Source organism: Pseudomonas shirazica (assembly GCF_015168335.1).
Classification (GTDB): Bacteria; Pseudomonadota; Gammaproteobacteria; order Pseudomonadales; family Pseudomonadaceae; genus Aquipseudomonas; species Aquipseudomonas asiatica.
Map to the genome: position 1 here is coordinate 3958558 of NZ_CP063456.1, position 15884 is coordinate 3974441.

At 62.4% G+C, this 15884-nt stretch carries 17 protein-coding genes; 4 read left to right on the top strand and 13 right to left on the bottom strand.

What is annotated here, in order from left to right; all coding sequences use genetic code 11:
• Nucleotides 1-25: 25 nt before the first annotated feature.
• Together erdR and IMX18_RS18300 are read right to left on the bottom strand one after the other, a co-directional pair.
• Nucleotides 26-676 (bottom strand): response regulator transcription factor ErdR, encoded by a 651-nt coding sequence (erdR, locus tag IMX18_RS18295; RefSeq protein WP_015269217.1) that lies wholly within the window; start codon nucleotides 674-676, stop codon nucleotides 26-28.
• A gap of 78 nt (nucleotides 677-754) precedes the next feature.
• Nucleotides 755-1465 carry a tRNA-uridine aminocarboxypropyltransferase gene (locus IMX18_RS18300; protein WP_013971344.1) on the bottom strand — a complete coding sequence of 237 codons (711 nt, stop codon included), beginning with the start codon at nucleotides 1463-1465 and terminating at the stop codon, nucleotides 755-757.
• A 220-nt stretch (nucleotides 1466-1685) separates the two neighbouring features.
• On the opposite strand from IMX18_RS18300, the gene IMX18_RS18305 reads away from it, so the two are divergent.
• A complete protein-coding gene (locus IMX18_RS18305; RefSeq protein ID WP_013971343.1) occupies nucleotides 1686-2105 on the top strand; it encodes a quorum-sensing-regulated virulence factor family protein in 420 nt (139 codons plus the stop codon).
• 14 nt (nucleotides 2106-2119) lie between these two features.
• On the opposite strand, the gene IMX18_RS18310 is transcribed toward IMX18_RS18305, so the two are convergent.
• Nucleotides 2120-2329, bottom strand: coding sequence for a hypothetical protein (locus IMX18_RS18310; RefSeq protein WP_004375471.1), 210 nt, complete (start codon nucleotides 2327-2329; stop codon nucleotides 2120-2122).
• Between the two features lie 162 nt (nucleotides 2330-2491).
• Between IMX18_RS18310 and IMX18_RS18315 the strand changes: the two genes are divergently transcribed.
• Nucleotides 2492-3610, top strand: coding sequence for an LOG family protein (locus IMX18_RS18315; RefSeq protein WP_015269216.1), 1119 nt, complete (start codon nucleotides 2492-2494; stop codon nucleotides 3608-3610).
• 49 nt (nucleotides 3611-3659) lie between these two features.
• Here the strand turns inward: IMX18_RS18315 and recX are convergent, their stop codons facing one another.
• The 4 genes from recX to IMX18_RS18335 all read right to left on the bottom strand — a co-directional run bounded on the left by recX (nucleotide 3660) and on the right by IMX18_RS18335 (nucleotide 6654).
• The gene (gene recX / locus IMX18_RS18320; protein ID WP_015269215.1) at nucleotides 3660-4130 is read right to left on the bottom strand and encodes a recombination regulator RecX; all 471 of its coding nucleotides are present in this window, start codon (nucleotides 4128-4130) and stop codon (nucleotides 3660-3662) included.
• A gap of 21 nt (nucleotides 4131-4151) precedes the next feature.
• Nucleotides 4152-5219, bottom strand: a complete 1068-nt coding sequence (gene recA, locus IMX18_RS18325) for a recombinase RecA (RefSeq protein WP_015269214.1) — start codon at nucleotides 5217-5219, stop codon at nucleotides 4152-4154.
• Between the two features lie 103 nt (nucleotides 5220-5322).
• Nucleotides 5323-5805: a CinA family protein gene (locus tag IMX18_RS18330; protein ID WP_137137978.1), complete on the bottom strand. Its 483-nt coding sequence runs from the start codon at nucleotides 5803-5805 to the stop codon at nucleotides 5323-5325.
• Nucleotides 5806-6000: 195 nt separating this feature from the next.
• Nucleotides 6001-6654, bottom strand: coding sequence for a glycosyltransferase family 25 protein (locus IMX18_RS18335; protein WP_015269212.1), 654 nt, complete (start codon nucleotides 6652-6654; stop codon nucleotides 6001-6003).
• Between the two features lie 301 nt (nucleotides 6655-6955).
• Here IMX18_RS18335 and mutS point away from each other — a divergent pair, with 301 nt between their 5' ends.
• Nucleotides 6956-9529: a DNA mismatch repair protein MutS gene (gene mutS / locus IMX18_RS18340; protein ID WP_043936065.1), complete on the top strand. Its 2574-nt coding sequence runs from the start codon at nucleotides 6956-6958 to the stop codon at nucleotides 9527-9529.
• 140 nt (nucleotides 9530-9669) lie between these two features.
• Nucleotides 9670-9993 (top strand): ferredoxin FdxA, encoded by a 324-nt coding sequence (gene fdxA / locus IMX18_RS18345; RefSeq protein WP_004375459.1) that lies wholly within the window; start codon nucleotides 9670-9672, stop codon nucleotides 9991-9993.
• Between the two features lie 617 nt (nucleotides 9994-10610).
• Here the strand turns inward: fdxA and rpoS are convergent.
• The 6 genes from rpoS to ispF form a co-directional block, all read right to left on the bottom strand.
• The gene (gene rpoS, locus IMX18_RS18350; RefSeq protein ID WP_013971277.1) at nucleotides 10611-11618 is read right to left on the bottom strand and encodes an RNA polymerase sigma factor RpoS; all 1008 of its coding nucleotides are present in this window, start codon (nucleotides 11616-11618) and stop codon (nucleotides 10611-10613) included.
• Between the two features lie 108 nt (nucleotides 11619-11726).
• A complete protein-coding gene (locus tag IMX18_RS18355) occupies nucleotides 11727-12584 on the bottom strand; it encodes a peptidoglycan DD-metalloendopeptidase family protein (RefSeq protein ID WP_061303132.1) in 858 nt (285 codons plus the stop codon).
• Nucleotides 12585-12804: 220 nt separating this feature from the next.
• Entirely contained in the window at nucleotides 12805-13443 is a 639-nt protein-coding gene (locus tag IMX18_RS18360; protein WP_015269209.1) for a protein-L-isoaspartate(D-aspartate) O-methyltransferase, read from the bottom strand.
• Nucleotides 13444-13478: 35 nt separating this feature from the next.
• A complete protein-coding gene (gene surE / locus IMX18_RS18365) occupies nucleotides 13479-14228 on the bottom strand; it encodes a 5'/3'-nucleotidase SurE (RefSeq protein WP_013971274.1) in 750 nt (249 codons plus the stop codon).
• On the bottom strand, nucleotides 14216-15274 hold the full coding sequence (truD, locus tag IMX18_RS18370) for a tRNA pseudouridine(13) synthase TruD (protein WP_015269208.1): 1059 nt from the start codon (nucleotides 15272-15274) through the stop codon (nucleotides 14216-14218). Before truD ends, surE begins: the two co-directional genes overlap by 13 nt.
• Entirely contained in the window at nucleotides 15271-15744 is a 474-nt protein-coding gene (gene ispF, locus IMX18_RS18375) for a 2-C-methyl-D-erythritol 2,4-cyclodiphosphate synthase (RefSeq protein WP_015269207.1), read from the bottom strand. Before ispF ends, truD begins: the two co-directional genes overlap by 4 nt.
• Between the last annotated feature and the right edge of the window lie 140 nt (nucleotides 15745-15884).

The following is a 15884-nucleotide window of genomic DNA, read 5'->3' on the forward strand; positions in this document are numbered from 1 at the left end:
CAAAAAAGCGTGAAGCCACGCGCACTCAGCTGCTGGCAACCGATTCAAGTTGTTGCAGCAACAACGCCGCCTGGGTGCGGGTACGCACACCCAGCTTGCGGAAGATCGCGGTCACGTGGGCCTTGATGGTCGCTTCCGACACGTTCAGCTCATAGGCGATCTGCTTGTTCAGCAAGCCTTCGCAGACCATGGTCAGCACGCGGAACTGCTGCGGCGTGAGGCTGGCAAGGCCTTCGCTGGCGGCCTTGGCCTCGGCCGAGACATCGACCTTTTCGAACGCCTGCGGCGGCCACCAGACCTCGCCGTCGAGCACCTTGCGCACCGCATCCTGGATCACTTCCAGGGTGCTGGACTTGGGAATGAAGCCACTGGCGCCAAATTCGCGGGACTTGACCACCACTGCAGCCTCTTCCTGCGCCGATACCATCACCACGGGGATCTGCGGGTATTGCCCGCGCAGCAGCACCAGCCCGGAAAAACCGTAGGCACCCGGCATGTTCAAGTCCAGCAACACCAGGTCCCAGTTGTCTTTTTCGCTCAGACGGGTTTCCAGTTCGGCAATGCTGGCAACTTCTACCAGGCGTACATCCGGGCCCAGGCCGAGGGTAACGGCCTGGCGCAAGGCGCCACGGAACAGCGGGTGGTCATCGGCAATCAGGATTTCGTAAGTGGCCATCGATCTGGGGATCCTGTTCTGTGTCGGGCACTCGGGTAAGGGTCATTATGAACCAAAGCAGGGGTTGTGCCCCTTGGACTATAGGAAGGTATGCAAACGCTGGTGGGTGTCGTCCTGCTCGTCCAGCGGCAGGCGACGCTTGCCGCTCAGGTAATGCAGGCTGAACACATCCAGGTAGGCGTCCAGCGCCTGCGAGGCCTGGGTATCGCCGGCAAGGTCCAGGCACATGGCCGCGACTTCCGCGGTACAGAAGTGATCATCGCGCTTGGAGCGGCGCAAGCGGTAGCGGGACATCTGCTCGGCCTGCAGGCTCAACACCGGGAAGCGATCAAGGTACGGGCTTTTGCGGAACATCTTGCGCGCTTCGGTCCAGGTGGCATCCAGCAGGATGAACAGCGGACGCTTGCCGGGCTCGCGCACTACCTCGCTGACCACTCGCTCCTGGGCAACGAATTCGCCGGGGAAGACGATGTAGGGCTGCCAACGCGGGTCGTCCAGCAACGCCAGCAAGCGTTCGTCGACCGAAGTGCGCAGCCAGCCGAAAGCCGAGGTGTCCTCGATCAGGTCGGCGATCAGCCAGCCGGTATTGGTAGGCTTCAGTGGCTCGGTGTCATGCATCAGCAGGCACACGCCGGACTCGGCCTGCACCCGCGGCTTCCAGGCGCACAGGCAATGAGTGGCGATGACCCGGCAATCGGGGCAGCGTTCGGCACGTGAACCACGGGCGATAAAGGGCTTGTTGCTGCGAGCCAGGCGTTCGGCGCGCAGGCGCGCTACCGCATGGCTCATGCCGGCAGGCCTCTGGACAGGTTGGGAATGGACACAAGGATGACTCGGAGAAAACTAAGGGCGCCAGTCTACCAGAACAGGGGGCAATTGCTGTGCAGGTGGCGACGCGGTCCTTATAATCGCTGCTTTACCGTACCCCAGCGTCGCGCCTGCGCGATTTTCAGGGAACGCCGTCGACCCGCGCATGTCAAAGCGCCAGTCATCGAACCAGGAGAGATTCATGCTGCGCCGTATCGTCCCCGCCCTGAGCCTGTTGCTCGCCCTGCCCCTGGCAGCCCAGGCGGCTTCCAAGCAGGAATACGACCTGAACAACATGCTGCAGAAGGTTGCCAAAGAGAGCAGTGTCGGCACCCCGCGAGCCATCAACGAGGACATCCTCGACCAGGGTTACACGGTGGAAGGCAAGGCACTGGTCAACCACCTGAGCGTGCGCCAGGACCATGCCGCGCGCATGCAGGCCAACCCCGAACAGGTCCGCAGCCAGCTGGGTGATAGCGTCTGCCGCAACAGCGGTTTCCGTAACCTGATGTCCAAAGGCGCGGTGATGGTCTACCGCTTCACGGTATACAAGACCAACCAGCCGATCATGGACCAGGCGTTCGACAATGCCAGCTGCGTGGCCGGCAACAAGAAGAAGTAAACCAGCTCGGATCGCTACGCCTTCTCGTCTTCACGGGCGCACCAGCGCCCCTCAGCGGCATCAGCGCGCATCTCTGCCAGCAGCGCCTGCAGGTAGCGCGACTGGCATTCCAGCCCCGACAGCCTGCGCCGGCACTCGTTCTCCAGGCTCAGGTGATGCATCTGGGCCGCATTCTCCAGCTGCTGGTAAAGCTGCCGGTCAACTTCGATGATCAAGCGATGCATACCGCCACCTCCTGCATCGACACGTTTCGCTTTACCCAGTTAACCAAACCCGCATCCCCCGTGGCTGCATGCCGACGGGCGGCTGTGTCGAACACCCCCGGCAGGATTGAGCGCAAGGGTCTAGATTGAGGTCAGAGGTATAGGTGCAGAAGGAGACGTTGCATGCCTTACCAATCGAGTGAACTGCTGTTCAGCCATTTCCGCGACAACAACATCGACCTGAGCAACATCGACGCACAACTGCAACTGGTGGCACCGAACAGCCCCAACCTGGCGCTGTACCGCGACATGATGCTGACCATCCTGCGCATGGCCCATGACGACACCGACCGCTGGAGCGCCAAGATCACCCTGCAGGCCCTGCGCGAACTGGACCATTCGTTCCGCACCCTGGAACGCTACAAGGACCGCCGCAAGGTGACCGTGTTCGGCTCGGCGCGCACCCCGCTGGAACACCCGATGTACGCCCTGGCCCGCGAACTGGGCGCAACCCTGGCGCGCTCCGACCTGATGGTAATAACCGGTGCCGGCGGCGGCATCATGGCAGCCGCCCACGAAGGCGCCGGCAGCGACCACAGCCTGGGATTCAACATCACCCTACCCTTCGAACAACACGCCAACCCCACGGTAGATGGCACCGACAAGCTGCTGCCGTTCCATTTCTTCTTCATCCGCAAGCTGTTCTTCGTCAAGGAGGCCGATGGCCTGGTGCTGTGCCCGGGTGGTTTCGGCACTTTGGATGAAGCATTGGAGGTGCTGACCCTGATCCAGACCGGCAAGAGCCCGCTGGTACCGGTGGTGCTGCTGGACTCACCAGGTGGCAGCTTCTGGCGCGACTGCCTGGACTTCATCAGCCGCCAACTGGAGGAAAACCGCTACATCTTGCCCAGCGACCTGAAACTGCTGCGCCTGGTGCACAGCGCTGACGAGGCAGTGGAGGAAATCAACCAGTTCTACAGCAACTACCACTCCAGCCGCTGGCTGAAGAGCCAGTTCGTGATCCGCATGCATCACCCGCTCAGCGAAGCGGCGCTGTATGACATCCAGGAAGGCTTTGCCGATTTGCGTTTGAGTGGCAAGTACCACCAGCAACCTGACAGCAGCGCCGAGCACGAAGTGGGCAACTTCAACCACCTGACCCGCTTGTCATTTGCCTTCAATGGCCGGGATCAGGGCAGGCTGCGCGAGCTGGTGGATTTCATCAACCTGCCGGAGAACTGGGCCAAGCCGCAGCCCATGCATACGACGCAGCGGGCCAGGGAGGCGTTGAAGGTCAGTTGATCGTGACACAGGTCCGCTCCCGCAAAGGACTGCAAAACGGCCCCAGCCCTCAGTAATCGTCGCGATCACGCCCACTGAGCAGCCGGCCGATCATGTCCATGGGGAAACCCCTGTAAGCCAGAAACCGGGTCTGCTGGGCACGGCCGCGGGGATCTTGCGGGCGCTGCCCGGCAAACTTGCGCTGCCATACGTCACGCATGCGCTCGCCCCAGTCCACCTCGCTCTCGCGTAGCGCCTGCTCGATATCAGCACGCGCCAAACCGCGCTGGCCTAGCTCTTCGCGAATACGCGCAGGGCCATAGCCGGAGCTTGAACGGTACCGGATGAAACTTTCGAGGTAGCGGGCTTCGCTAAGCAACCCTTCTTCGGCGAGCCGATCGAGTTCAGGCCCAATCAACTCGTCCGAAGCGCCGCGCTGACGCAACTTGCGCGTCAGCTCGACGCGACCGTGCTCACGTCGCGCAAGCAGGTCCATGGCTGTCCGCCGGATGGCGACGGGGGTGTCGAGTACGGCGGACATGTTCGGCTATCTACCGCGCAATCAATAGCCGGCGTCAGCGTCGGCCATGTCATCGGCATCGGCTTCGGCAGCAGCAGCCTTACCAGCAGCCGCAACAGCACCAGAGGTCAGCAGCTTCTCGCGAATCTGCTTCTCGATCTCGGCACCAATAGCCGGGTTCTCAGCCAAGTACTTGGCAGCGTTTGCCTTGCCTTGACCGATCTTGTTGCCCTGGTAGGCGTACCAGGCACCGGACTTCTCGACCAGGCCTTGGGAAACACCCAGGTCAATGATCTCGCCGTTACGGTAGATACCTTTGCCGTAGAGGATCTGGAACTCGGCCTGACGGAAGGGCGGCGAAACCTTGTTCTTGACGATCTTGACGCGGGTTTCGCTACCGACCACCTCGTCGCCTTCCTTGACCGCACCGGTACGGCGAATATCCAGACGCACCGAGGCGTAGAACTTCAGGGCGTTACCACCAGTGGTGGTTTCCGGGCTGCCGAACATCACACCGATCTTCATACGGATCTGGTTGATGAAGATGACCAGGCAGTTGGCGTTCTTGATGTTACCGGTGATCTTGCGCAGCGCCTGGGACATCAGGCGCGCCTGCAGACCCACGTGCATGTCACCCATTTCGCCTTCGATCTCGGCCTTCGGTACCAGGGCAGCAACGGAGTCGACGATGATCACGTCAACAGCGTTGGAACGCACCAGCATGTCGGTGATTTCCAGGGCCTGTTCGCCGGTGTCCGGCTGCGAAACCAGCAGGTCGTCGACGTTGACGCCCAGCTTGCCGGCGTACTCGGGGTCGAGGGCGTGTTCGGCGTCGACGAAGGCGCAGGTGGCGCCGTTTTTCTGGGCTTCGGCGATGACCGACAGGGTCAGCGTGGTCTTACCCGACGATTCCGGGCCGTAGATCTCGACGATACGGCCTTTTGGCAGGCCGCCGATGCCCAGGGCGATGTCCAGACCCAGCGAGCCGGTGGAGATGGCAGGGATAGCCTGGCGCTCGTGGTCGCCCATGCGCATGACGGCGCCCTTGCCGAATTGGCGTTCGATCTGACCCAGGGCCGCAGCCAAGGCGCGCTTCTTGTTGTCGTCCATTGAAATCCTCACGTGTTCGACTTGGCCCTGACGGCCGGAATACCTGTATAAGTAGCCAGTATTATTCCACAGGCAGGCGCTCGCGCAAACCCCTGTCGTCGATTTACTCGGCACCAAGCTGTAACAAGCCGTCTAACGCGGCGATCACCGTCTGTCGGCGCACCGCCTCGCGGTCGCCGTCAAACTGGCGCCGCTCGCTGAACACATGGTTGCCGTCGCCCCAGGCCAGCCACACGGTGCCCACCGGTTTGCCCGGCGAACCACCGTCCGGCCCGGCCACGCCGCTCACCGCCACGGCAAAGCGCGCGCCGCTGGCGGCCTGGGCGCCGCGGACCATCGCTTCGACCACTTCCTGGCTGACCGCGCCAACCTGGCCGAACAACGCCGCGGGCACTCCCAGCTGACGGGTTTTCTGGGTGTTGGAATAGGTCACGTACCCAGCCTCGAACCAGGCCGAGCTGCCGGGCACGCGGGTGATGGCCTCGGCGATGCCGCCACCGGTGCAGGATTCGGCGGTGGTCACCTGCGCGTGGAAGCGGCGCAGGTGTTCACCCAGGCGGGTGGAAAGCGTGGTGATCGGGTCCATGTCGGGCTCCTTGAAGGCTGCCCTCTACCCTAGCATTTTGGGGATGGGGGTGGAGGATGAGCGTCTGGCGGCGTGCTGGGCACGAGCATGTTCGCCTCTGGATTTTTGGCGCCTGTAAGATCGAGCGCCGCGCGGGCGGCGCTCTATCTCGCAGGCGCCAAACCTCTCAAGGCATGCACCTCAAGCCCACACCAATCAGAAATTCAGCCGAAGCACGGTCCGCCAGATGTTCTTCATCGGTGAACGACGATGCTTGGTCCAGTTGCGCTCCCACCACTCGTCCTCATTGCGCACCACCTGTTCCAGGTCGCTACCGGCCACGGCGGCGGCGTGCTGGCGGAACATCATGGGGAACACGCAGTGCTGGCGGATCCGGTGTTTGACCACCACATCCACCGGGGTGCCATCGTAGGGCGTCTCTGCCAGGATCCGACAGCCCTCGCGCGACAGCACATAGGCATGCAGGGCCACCACCCGCCCGCGGGCGATGAACGGGAACCAGGTCAGCCAGGTTCGCCCCATGGAATAACCCAGGTGCAAGGCCTCGAAGGGCCGTTTCTGCATGAAGCGGTTTACCCAGCGCACCCGCGAAGGCTTGAACTCATACGCCTTGGCATCGTCTTCGAAGATCAGGATTCGATCTAGGCCATTGTCCAGCGCATGACGGGCCAGTTGCTGATGGGACTCGTAGCAACCGCGCTTGGGGTCGCTGTTTTTCTCGACGACATGAAAGTGCACTTCGTTGTCGAGCTGTCGCCCGATGGTTTCGCTGAACAGCGTGCGCCGGTCAGCGCGGGTGTCGAGGGAAATACAAAAAACCGCATCTACATCAAAACGAATTGCGCTCACTGCACTAATCAACCTGTTGCAATAACTTTTTACCGGGCCACGGGCCACCGCGAATGCGTCAGGCAAGCCATCCCTGATGGGCGAAGGCAGGCAATTCTCCATGGAGGCACCATGATGTCAACCTGCCTTCAGCGCATCCCTGTGCACTCGCCGGACTTGCAGGTACAGCCTGCCGGGTAGCCGTGTTAATCTATGCGGCTTGAAAATCCGGTGGGTCTCGGCGTCGTGCATGCAACACAGAACGCCCCAATTTGCCCCACAATATTGAGACCTACTTTCTAAGCCATTGATGAATAAAGCAATTTCCGACTTCTCCGCACACACCCCGATGATGCAGCAGTACTGGAAGCTGAAGAACCAGCACCCGGACCAGCTGATGTTCTACCGCATGGGCGACTTCTACGAGATCTTCTACGAAGATGCGAAAAAAGCCGCAAAACTGCTGGACATCACCCTGACCGCGCGCGGTCAGTCGGCCGGCCAGTCCATCCCCATGTGCGGGATTCCGTTCCATTCGCTGGAAGGCTACCTGGCCAAGCTGGTCAAGCTCGGCGAATCGGTGGTGATCTGCGAGCAGATTGGCGACCCTGCCACCAGCAAGGGCCCGGTGGAACGTCAGGTGGTGCGCATCATCACCCCGGGTACGGTCAGCGACGAGGCCCTGCTCGACGAGCGTCGCGACAACCTGATTGCCGCGCTGCTCGGGGACGAGCGCCTGTTCGGCCTGGCCGTACTGGACATCACCAGTGGCAACTTCAGCGTGCAGGAGATCAAGGGCTGGGAAAACCTGCTGGCCGAGCTCGAGCGCCTCAACCCGGTCGAGCTGTTGATCCCCGACGACTGGCCGCGCGACCTGCCTGCCGAGAAACGACCGGGCGCCCGTCGCCGTGCGCCATGGGACTTCGACCGCGACTCGGCGCGCAAGGCCCTGTGCCAGCAGTTCGCGACCAAGGACCTCAAGGGCTTTGGCTGCGACAAGCTGACCCTGGCCATCGGCGCCGCCGGTTGCCTGCTGATCTACGCCAAGGAAACCCAGCGCACCGCCCTGCCGCACCTGCGCAGCCTGCGCCACGAACGCCTGGACGATACGGTCATTCTCGACGGTGCCAGCCGCCGCAACCTGGAGCTGGACATCAACCTGGCCGGCGGCCGAGACAACACCCTGCAGTCGGTGGTCGACCGCTGCCAGACCGCCATGGCCAGCCGTTTGCTGAGCCGCTGGTTGAACCGCCCGTTGCGCGATCTCAAGGTGCTGCAGGCGCGCCAGGACTCGATCCGTTGCCTGCTCGATGGCTACCGCTTCGAGAAGCTGCAGCCGCAACTCAAGGAAATTGGCGATATCGAGCGGATTCTCGCCCGCATCGGCCTGCGCAACGCCCGCCCACGCGATCTGGCACGCCTGCGCGATGCCCTTGGGGCGCTACCCGAGTTGCAGAATGCCATGGCCGAGCTGGAGGCACCGCACCTGGCGCGCCTGGCCGCCATTACCGGCACCTATCCCGAACTGGCCAGCCTGCTGGAGCGGGCGATCATCGACAACCCGCCGGCGGTGATCCGCGATGGCGGCGTGCTCAAGGCCGGCTATGACAACGAACTGGACGAGCTGCTGGCGATCAGCGAGAACGCCGGCCAGTTCCTGATCGACCTGGAAGCCCGGGAAAAGGCCCGCACCGGCCTGGCCAACCTCAAGGTCGGCTACAACCGAGTGCATGGCTACTTCATCGAACTGCCGACCAAGCAGGCCGAGCAGGCCCCGGGGGACTACATCCGCCGTCAGACCCTAAAGGGCGCCGAGCGCTTCATCACCCCGGAGCTGAAGGCGTTCGAAGACAAGGCGCTGTCGGCCAAGAGCCGCGCCCTGGCCCGCGAAAAGATGCTCTACGATGCCCTGCTGGAAACCCTGATCAGCCACCTGGCACCGCTGCAGGACAGCGCCGCCGCCCTGGCCGAACTGGACGTGCTCAGCAACCTGGCCGAACGTGCACTGAACCTCGACCTGAACTGCCCACGCTTCGTAGACGAGCCGTGCCTGCGCATCGAGCAGGGCCGTCACCCAGTGGTGGAACAGGTACTGACCACACCGTTCGTGGCCAACGACCTGGGCCTGGACAACAGCACGCGCATGCTGATCATCACCGGCCCGAACATGGGCGGTAAGTCCACCTACATGCGCCAGACCGCCCTGATCGTGCTGCTGGCGCATATCGGCAGCTTCGTGCCTGCTGCCAGCTGCGAGCTGTCGCTGGTCGACCGCATCTTCACCCGCATTGGCTCCAGCGACGACCTGGCCGGCGGCCGCTCGACCTTCATGGTCGAGATGAGCGAAACCGCCAACATCTTGCACAATGCCACCGACCGCAGCCTGGTGCTGATGGATGAAGTGGGCCGCGGCACCAGTACTTTCGACGGCCTGTCGCTGGCCTGGGCTGCCGCAGAGCGCCTGGCCCAGCTGCGCGCCTACACGCTGTTCGCCACGCACTACTTCGAACTCACCGTGCTGCCGGAAAGCGAGCCACTGGTGGCCAACGTGCACCTGAACGCCACCGAACACAACGAACGCATCGTATTCCTGCACCACGTGCTGCCTGGTCCTGCCAGCCAGAGCTACGGCCTGGCCGTGGCGCAGCTGGCCGGCGTGCCGACGGCCGTCATCCAGCGTGCCCGTGAACACCTGGCGAGGCTGGAAACCACCAGCCTGCCGCATGAACAACCCCCGGCCCAAAAGGCCAAGGACGTGCCACAGGTCCCGCACCAGAGCGACCTGTTCGCCAGCCTGCCACACCCGGCCATCGAGAAGCTGGGCAAGCTGCAACTGGACGACATGACCCCGCGTCAAGCTATCGAAATGCTATATCAACTAAAGAACCTGTTATAACGGCGCCCACTACAAGCTGGTAGAATCCGCCGCGGTTTGCTGGTGCTGCAGGTTATTAGCCTGGCCTGCAGCCACATACCCGTAAACCGCGCGGCCCTGAGAGGAAGGGCCGCCGCCGTCGCCTGAGGAGAGAATTAGAAATGACCTTCGTCGTCACCGACAACTGCATCAAATGCAAATACACCGACTGCGTGGAAGTCTGTCCGGTGGACTGCTTCTACGAAGGCCCGAACTTCCTGGTCATCCATCCGGACGAGTGCATCGACTGCGCCTTGTGCGAGCCGGAATGCCCAGCGCAAGCCATCTTCTCGGAAGACGAAGTGCCTGCGGGCATGGAAAACTTCATCGAGCTGAACGCCGAACTGGCGGAAATCTGGCCGAACATCACCGAGCGTAAGGACGCCCTGCCGGACGCTGAGGAATGGGATGGCAAGACTGGCAAGATTGCAGATCTGGAGCGCTGATAGCGTCCGGACACTAAAAAGGCCCTTTGGGGCCTTTTTTGTTTTCTGCAGGCAAAAAAAAGGGGCGGTTTGACCCGCCCACATTTTTTCCGTAGTCCCTGCTTGTCCCAAACATCATCCTGATGAAATCGCGTCTTGCGATGTCCCTGGCTTTCCTCCTGAAAGCCTGTGCATGTCCCTGTGCACAGTTCGAATACTAGCGACTTGAGCCTGGCCGGCAACCGCGAAACCTCACAGGGTGTTGCAGGTGACACATTTCCTCACAGCTGAATAAGTCAGGATTTTCAAGAGGTTGGGAAAACGCAGGATCTGGATACGACAATGATTTACTGAAGCGTACATAGAAGGCTTACAGAACAAGTAAGCAAAGGCTTACACGCAATGTTATTGGGGTAGCGCGGTACATAATGTCTTGGGGCTGCTTTGCAGCCCTTTCGCGACACAAGGCCGCTCCCACAGGATAGCGGTACATTCAAAGGCGATGAAATACCTGTGGGAGCGGCCTTGTGTCGCGAAAGGGGCGCAAAGCGCCCCCGCAATTTTGAATGGGACACCTCTGATCGCCACAAACAAAAACGCCCCGAAATCATCGGGGCGCTTTGTGCTACAGGCTTCCGCTACTGGAACAAGGACTCACTGGACAGGCCGTTCTTCTCGAGAATCTCACGCAAACGCTTGAGCCCCTCGACCTGGATCTGCCGCACCCGTTCGCGGGTCAGGCCAATCTCCAGTCCGACATCTTCCAGGGTGCTGCTTTCATGCCCGCGCAAGCCAAAGCGGCGCACCACCACTTCACGCTGCTTGTCGGTCAACTCGCCCAGCCACTGGTCGATGCTCTGCGACAGGTCATCATCCTGCAGCAGTTCGCATGGGTCGGTCGGGCGGTCGTCGGTCAGGGTATCGAGCAGGGTCTTGTCCGAGTCCGGGCCGAGCGACACATCCACCGAAGACACCCGCTCGTTCAGGCCGAGCATGCGCTTGACCTCGGCGACCGGTTTCTCCAGCAGCGTGGCGATTTCTTCTGGCGAGGGTTCGTGGTCCAGTTTCTGGGTCAGCTCGCGCGCAGCGCGCAGGTAGACGTTCAGTTCCTTGACCACGTGGATCGGCAGGCGAATGGTGCGGGTCTGGTTCATGATCGCCCGCTCGATGGTCTGGCGAATCCACCAGGTCGCATAGGTCGAGAACCGGAAACCACGCTCCGGGTCGAACTTCTCGACCGCACGGATCAGCCCAAGGTTGCCCTCCTCGATCAGGTCGAGCAGCGACAGGCCGCGGTTCACGTAACGACGGGCAATTTTTACAACCAGGCGCAGGTTGCTTTCGATCATGCGCTTGCGGCCGGCAGGGTCGCCCTTTTGCGACAGACGCGCAAAGTGCACTTCCTCTTCCGGCGAAAGCAGAGGCGAGAATCCTATCTCGTTGAGATACAACTGGGTGGCATCGAGCGCCCGGCTGTAATCGATGTACTTGTGTTGCTTGAGCGAAGAGCCCGACTTGGCCCTCGTCCGAACCGAAGATACAGCAGGTTCGTCTGACACCACATCCGTTTCCAAAACGATTCCCGTCTCCATCAGAAGCAGGTCATCGTCGATGTCAAACTCCGGCACTTCTTTACTGAGAGCCATTGTTATAGTCCTTTGCTGAGTTCGAACTCAGACTCGAGCGGCACCTATCTCCCTGGCAGCGCTGGAGCCTGTCCCCTCTACATCACAGGAACAGGCCGGGTACAACGGTCAACGACGTGGCAGGAACTGGAGCGGATCGACGGGTTTGCCCTGGCGGCGAATCTCGAAATGCAGCTTCACCCGATCTGTGCCCGTGGACCCCATTTCAGCAATCGACTGCCCTGCCTTGACCTGCTGCCCCTCCCGAACCAACAGCCTGCGGTTATGGCCGTAGGCACTGACGTAGGTATCGCTGTGCTTGATGATGATCAGTTCGCCGTAGCCCCTCAAGCCACTCCCGGCGTACACCACTGCACCATCAGACGCAGCAAAAACAGGCTGTCCCAAATCACCGGCGATATCAATGCCTTTATTCAAACTACCGTTTGAAGCGAATTTTCCAATCAGCACGCCGTTGGCAGGCCAGGTCCAGCCACCTACCGCGCGCTCCGCGGCAGGCACCGTGGCGACCACCGGGGCGCTGCTGGAGGCTGCCGGCGTGGCCGGTTTGCTGGTGTTGCCAGTAGGTGTGCTGGTGCTTCCCACAGGCCGCCGGATGACCGTGGTCTTGCTCGACGACGACGGGCTGGACACCACCGTGGTGCTGCCGGTAGAGCCGCTGCTGAAACGAATCGCTTGCCCCGGGCGAATGGTGTAAGGCGCCGCGATACCGTTGCGCGCAGCCAGCTCCTTGTAGTCCCAGCCATAACGGAAGGCGATGGAGAACAGCGTATCGCCAGGTTTGACGATGTACTGCCCGGTGGTTACTGCCGGGCGCTTGGGCACGGTGTTGTTGCGGTCGACCACCCGCGCGCTGTTGCTGCTGGTGCTCGAGCAACCCACCAGTAGCGCGCCCATGGCCAGTGCAATCACCAGAAGCGTGAAACCCGACCCGTCCTTGCGCTGCCGAATGACTGTGTGACCCACCCGCGCTCCCCTCATGGTGCCGAAAACGATATGAAGACAAGAAATGCAATATTATTGCAATTATAACCAAGCCCGCCCGCATTGGCAGGGTTGGTGAAAGACTGCTGCAAAGCCTTGCAACACGCTGTGCGCTAGCGCTTCACCCCGCCAGATAGACAGGGCGTTGCAGCAAGAATTCGGTGCTGGCGCAAAAATATCGCGCGACTCGAACCAGCAGTGTTCAGGCCAGCGGGCCGTTGAGCAGCGGTACGAAGCGCACGGCCCCCAGCACGCGGCGGGAGAATCCATGCTCCTCGCGCACGATCAGCATCAGCTGCTGGGTTTCGCCGGCTGGCCCCACCGGGATCACCATACGGCCACCGGGCGCCAGCTGGTCGAGCAATGCCTGCGGCACTTCCGGCGCCACGGCGGTGACGATGATGCCGTTGTACGGCGCCAGCGCCGGCCAGCCTTCGCAACCATCCCCCCAGCGGAACACCACGTTGCGCAGGTTCAGTTCCACCAGGCGCTCCTTGGCCCGGTCCTGCAGCACCTTGATGCGTTCCACCGAGAACACCCGCTCGACCAACTGGGCCAGGATTGCCGTCTGGTAGCCCGAGCCGGTGCCGATCTCCAGCACCTTGTCCAGCGGCCCGGCCTCGAGCAGCAGTTCACTCATGTGGGCAACCATGAACGGCTGCGAGATCGTCTGGTTGTGGCCGATCGGCAGCGCGGTGTCTTCGTAGGCGCGATGCGCCAGCGCCTCGTCGACGAACAGGTGGCGCGGGGTACGACGGATGACGTCGAGCACCTTGGTGTTCGAAACGCCCTCCTCGCACAGGCGCTGGATCAGCCGCTCCCGGGTGCGCTGGGAGGTCATGCCGATGCCACGCCGCAGCATATCGTCCTCGCGCATCAGAGCAGGCCCTCCAGCCAACCGTCGAGCTGCTCGAAGGCATCACTGAAGGTGCGGTCGAGCTGCAGCGGAGTGATCGATACATAGCCTTGCATCACCGCATGGAAGTCGGTCCCCGGGCCACCGTCCTCGGCATCCCCGGCGACAGCGATCCAGTAGCCTTCCTTGCCGCGCGGGTTGACCACCTTGGTCGGCGCCGCCGCCCGCGCCCGGTGACCGAGGCGGGTGAGCTGGATACCACGAATGTGCTCCAGCGGCAGGTTGGGGATATTGACGTTGAGCACGGTACGCGGCGGCAAGGCCAGGCGCGACTGAGCCTCGACCAGGCGGCGGGCGATGTGGGCCGCGGTGGGCAGGTTGTCCGGCTGGCGCGACAACAGCGAAAACGCCAGCGAGGTACCGCCGAGGAAACGGCCTTCCAACGCGGCCGCGACCGTGCCCGAATAGAGCACGTCGTCACCCAGGTTGGCACCGAGGTTGATCCCCGACACAACCATGTCCGGCGCCTGTGGCAACAGCCCATTGAGCCCCAGATGCACGCAGTCGGTCGGCGTGCCGTTGAGGCTGATGAAGCCATTGGCCAAGGTCTGCGGGTGCAGTGGCCGGTCCAGCGTCAGCGAACTGCTGGCGCCGCTCTTGTCTTGATCCGGGGCAATAACCACGCACTCGGCGTAATCCACCAGCGCAGCATGCAGCGCGGCGATGCCGGGTGCGGTAACACCGTCGTCGTTCGAAATCAGAATACGCATGAGCTGTCCGTCTGCCCCGCCGACACCAGATCCACGATTTCGCGCACCACCACGGTGGCGAAACATCCGGCCGGAAGGACGAATTCCAGTTGCAGGATATCAGGCTCGGGATAATGCCACGTAAGACCGCCAATAGGGAGCCGCAGAATGCGTCGTTCGTGATCCATGCCCGCCAGGGCCAGCCACTGGCAAAGTGCCGGCTGCCGTGCGGCGATCGCATCCTCTTGTTGCGCAGTACTCCCCGTAGCCGGCGAATCGCCTGCCCCCCACAGCGGGCCGGTCGGATGCAGGTCAAGAATCGCCAGCCGAGGATCGGAACATTCCGACTCCCCAGCAGGAAAGAAGCTACGACTCGTGGTGAACGCCAACAGGTCGCCCACCTGCGCACGCGCCCAGCTGCCGTCGGCAACACGGGCTGCCAGCACCTGGTTGAACAGGTAGCTGCGCCCGGCCGAGAGCAACCGCGAACGCACGTTGCGCTGTTCGGGCAGGGCATTGCGTGCGGCCCAATCAAGAGCGTCGTGAACGTTGCCGCCACCGTGGCCGAAGCGCTGGGTGCCGAAATAATTCGGCACACCGTAATGCTTGAGCTGTTCCAGGCGCGCATCCACCGCTTGGTGATCGGCAGCCAGGGCAGTCAGGCGCAGCGTGAAGCCGTTGGCCGAATGCGCACCGCGCTGCAGCTTGCGCTGGTGGCGCACCTGCTTGAGCACACGCAGGCTGGCATCCTCGGCACGCGACAGGTCCGGGTCGGCCTTGCCGGGCAGGTGCAGGCTGAACCACTGGCGGGTCAGGGCCTGGCGGTCCTTGAGGCCGGCGTAGCTGATCGTGCGCACCGGCACCCCAGCGGCACGGGCCAGCCGGCGGGCCGCCTCCTCGGTGTTCAGGTCACGCTTTTCGACCCACAGCCACAAGTGCTCGCCCTGTCCCGACAGCGGGATGTCCAGCACTTCGTCGACCTGGAAATCTTCGGCCACTGCCTTGAGAACGGCGGTACCCAGTGGTTCGCCCGACGCACGCGGGCCCAACAGTTCCAGTTCGGTCATGCTGGCAGCAGCAGGGCTACCGAATGCACGGCGATGCCCTCCTCGCGGCCGGTGAAGCCGAGCTTCTCGGTGGTGGTAGCCTTGACGTTGACCTGGTCGAGTTCGACCTGCAGGTCTTCGGCGATCAGCTTGCGCATGGTCTCGATGTGCGGGGCCATCTTCGGCGCCTGGGCGACGATGGTGGCGTCGATGTTGCCGACCTTCCAGCCCTTGGCCTGGACGATGCCGACCACATGACGCAGCAGCACCCGGCTGTCGGCGCCCTTGAACTGCGGATCGGTGTCGGGGAAATGTTTGCCGATGTCACCCAGCGCCGCCGCGCCAAGCAAGGCATCGCTCAGGGCGTGCAGCAGCACGTCGCCATCGGAGTGGGCCAGGAGGCCGTATTTGTGGGGGATACGCACCCCGCCCAGGGTAATGAAATCACCGTCGCAGAAACGGTGCACATCGTAGCCGTGGCCAATACGCATAGAAAAACGCCCTGAATGAGTCAGGGCGTGATTCTACCTGCTTTAACCGGTATTGGGGCCGTCGTTGTAGGAGCAGCCTAGTGCTGCGAATGGGCCGCAAAGCGGCCCCGGCAATATCGGCGATAGCGTTAGACCCAGGG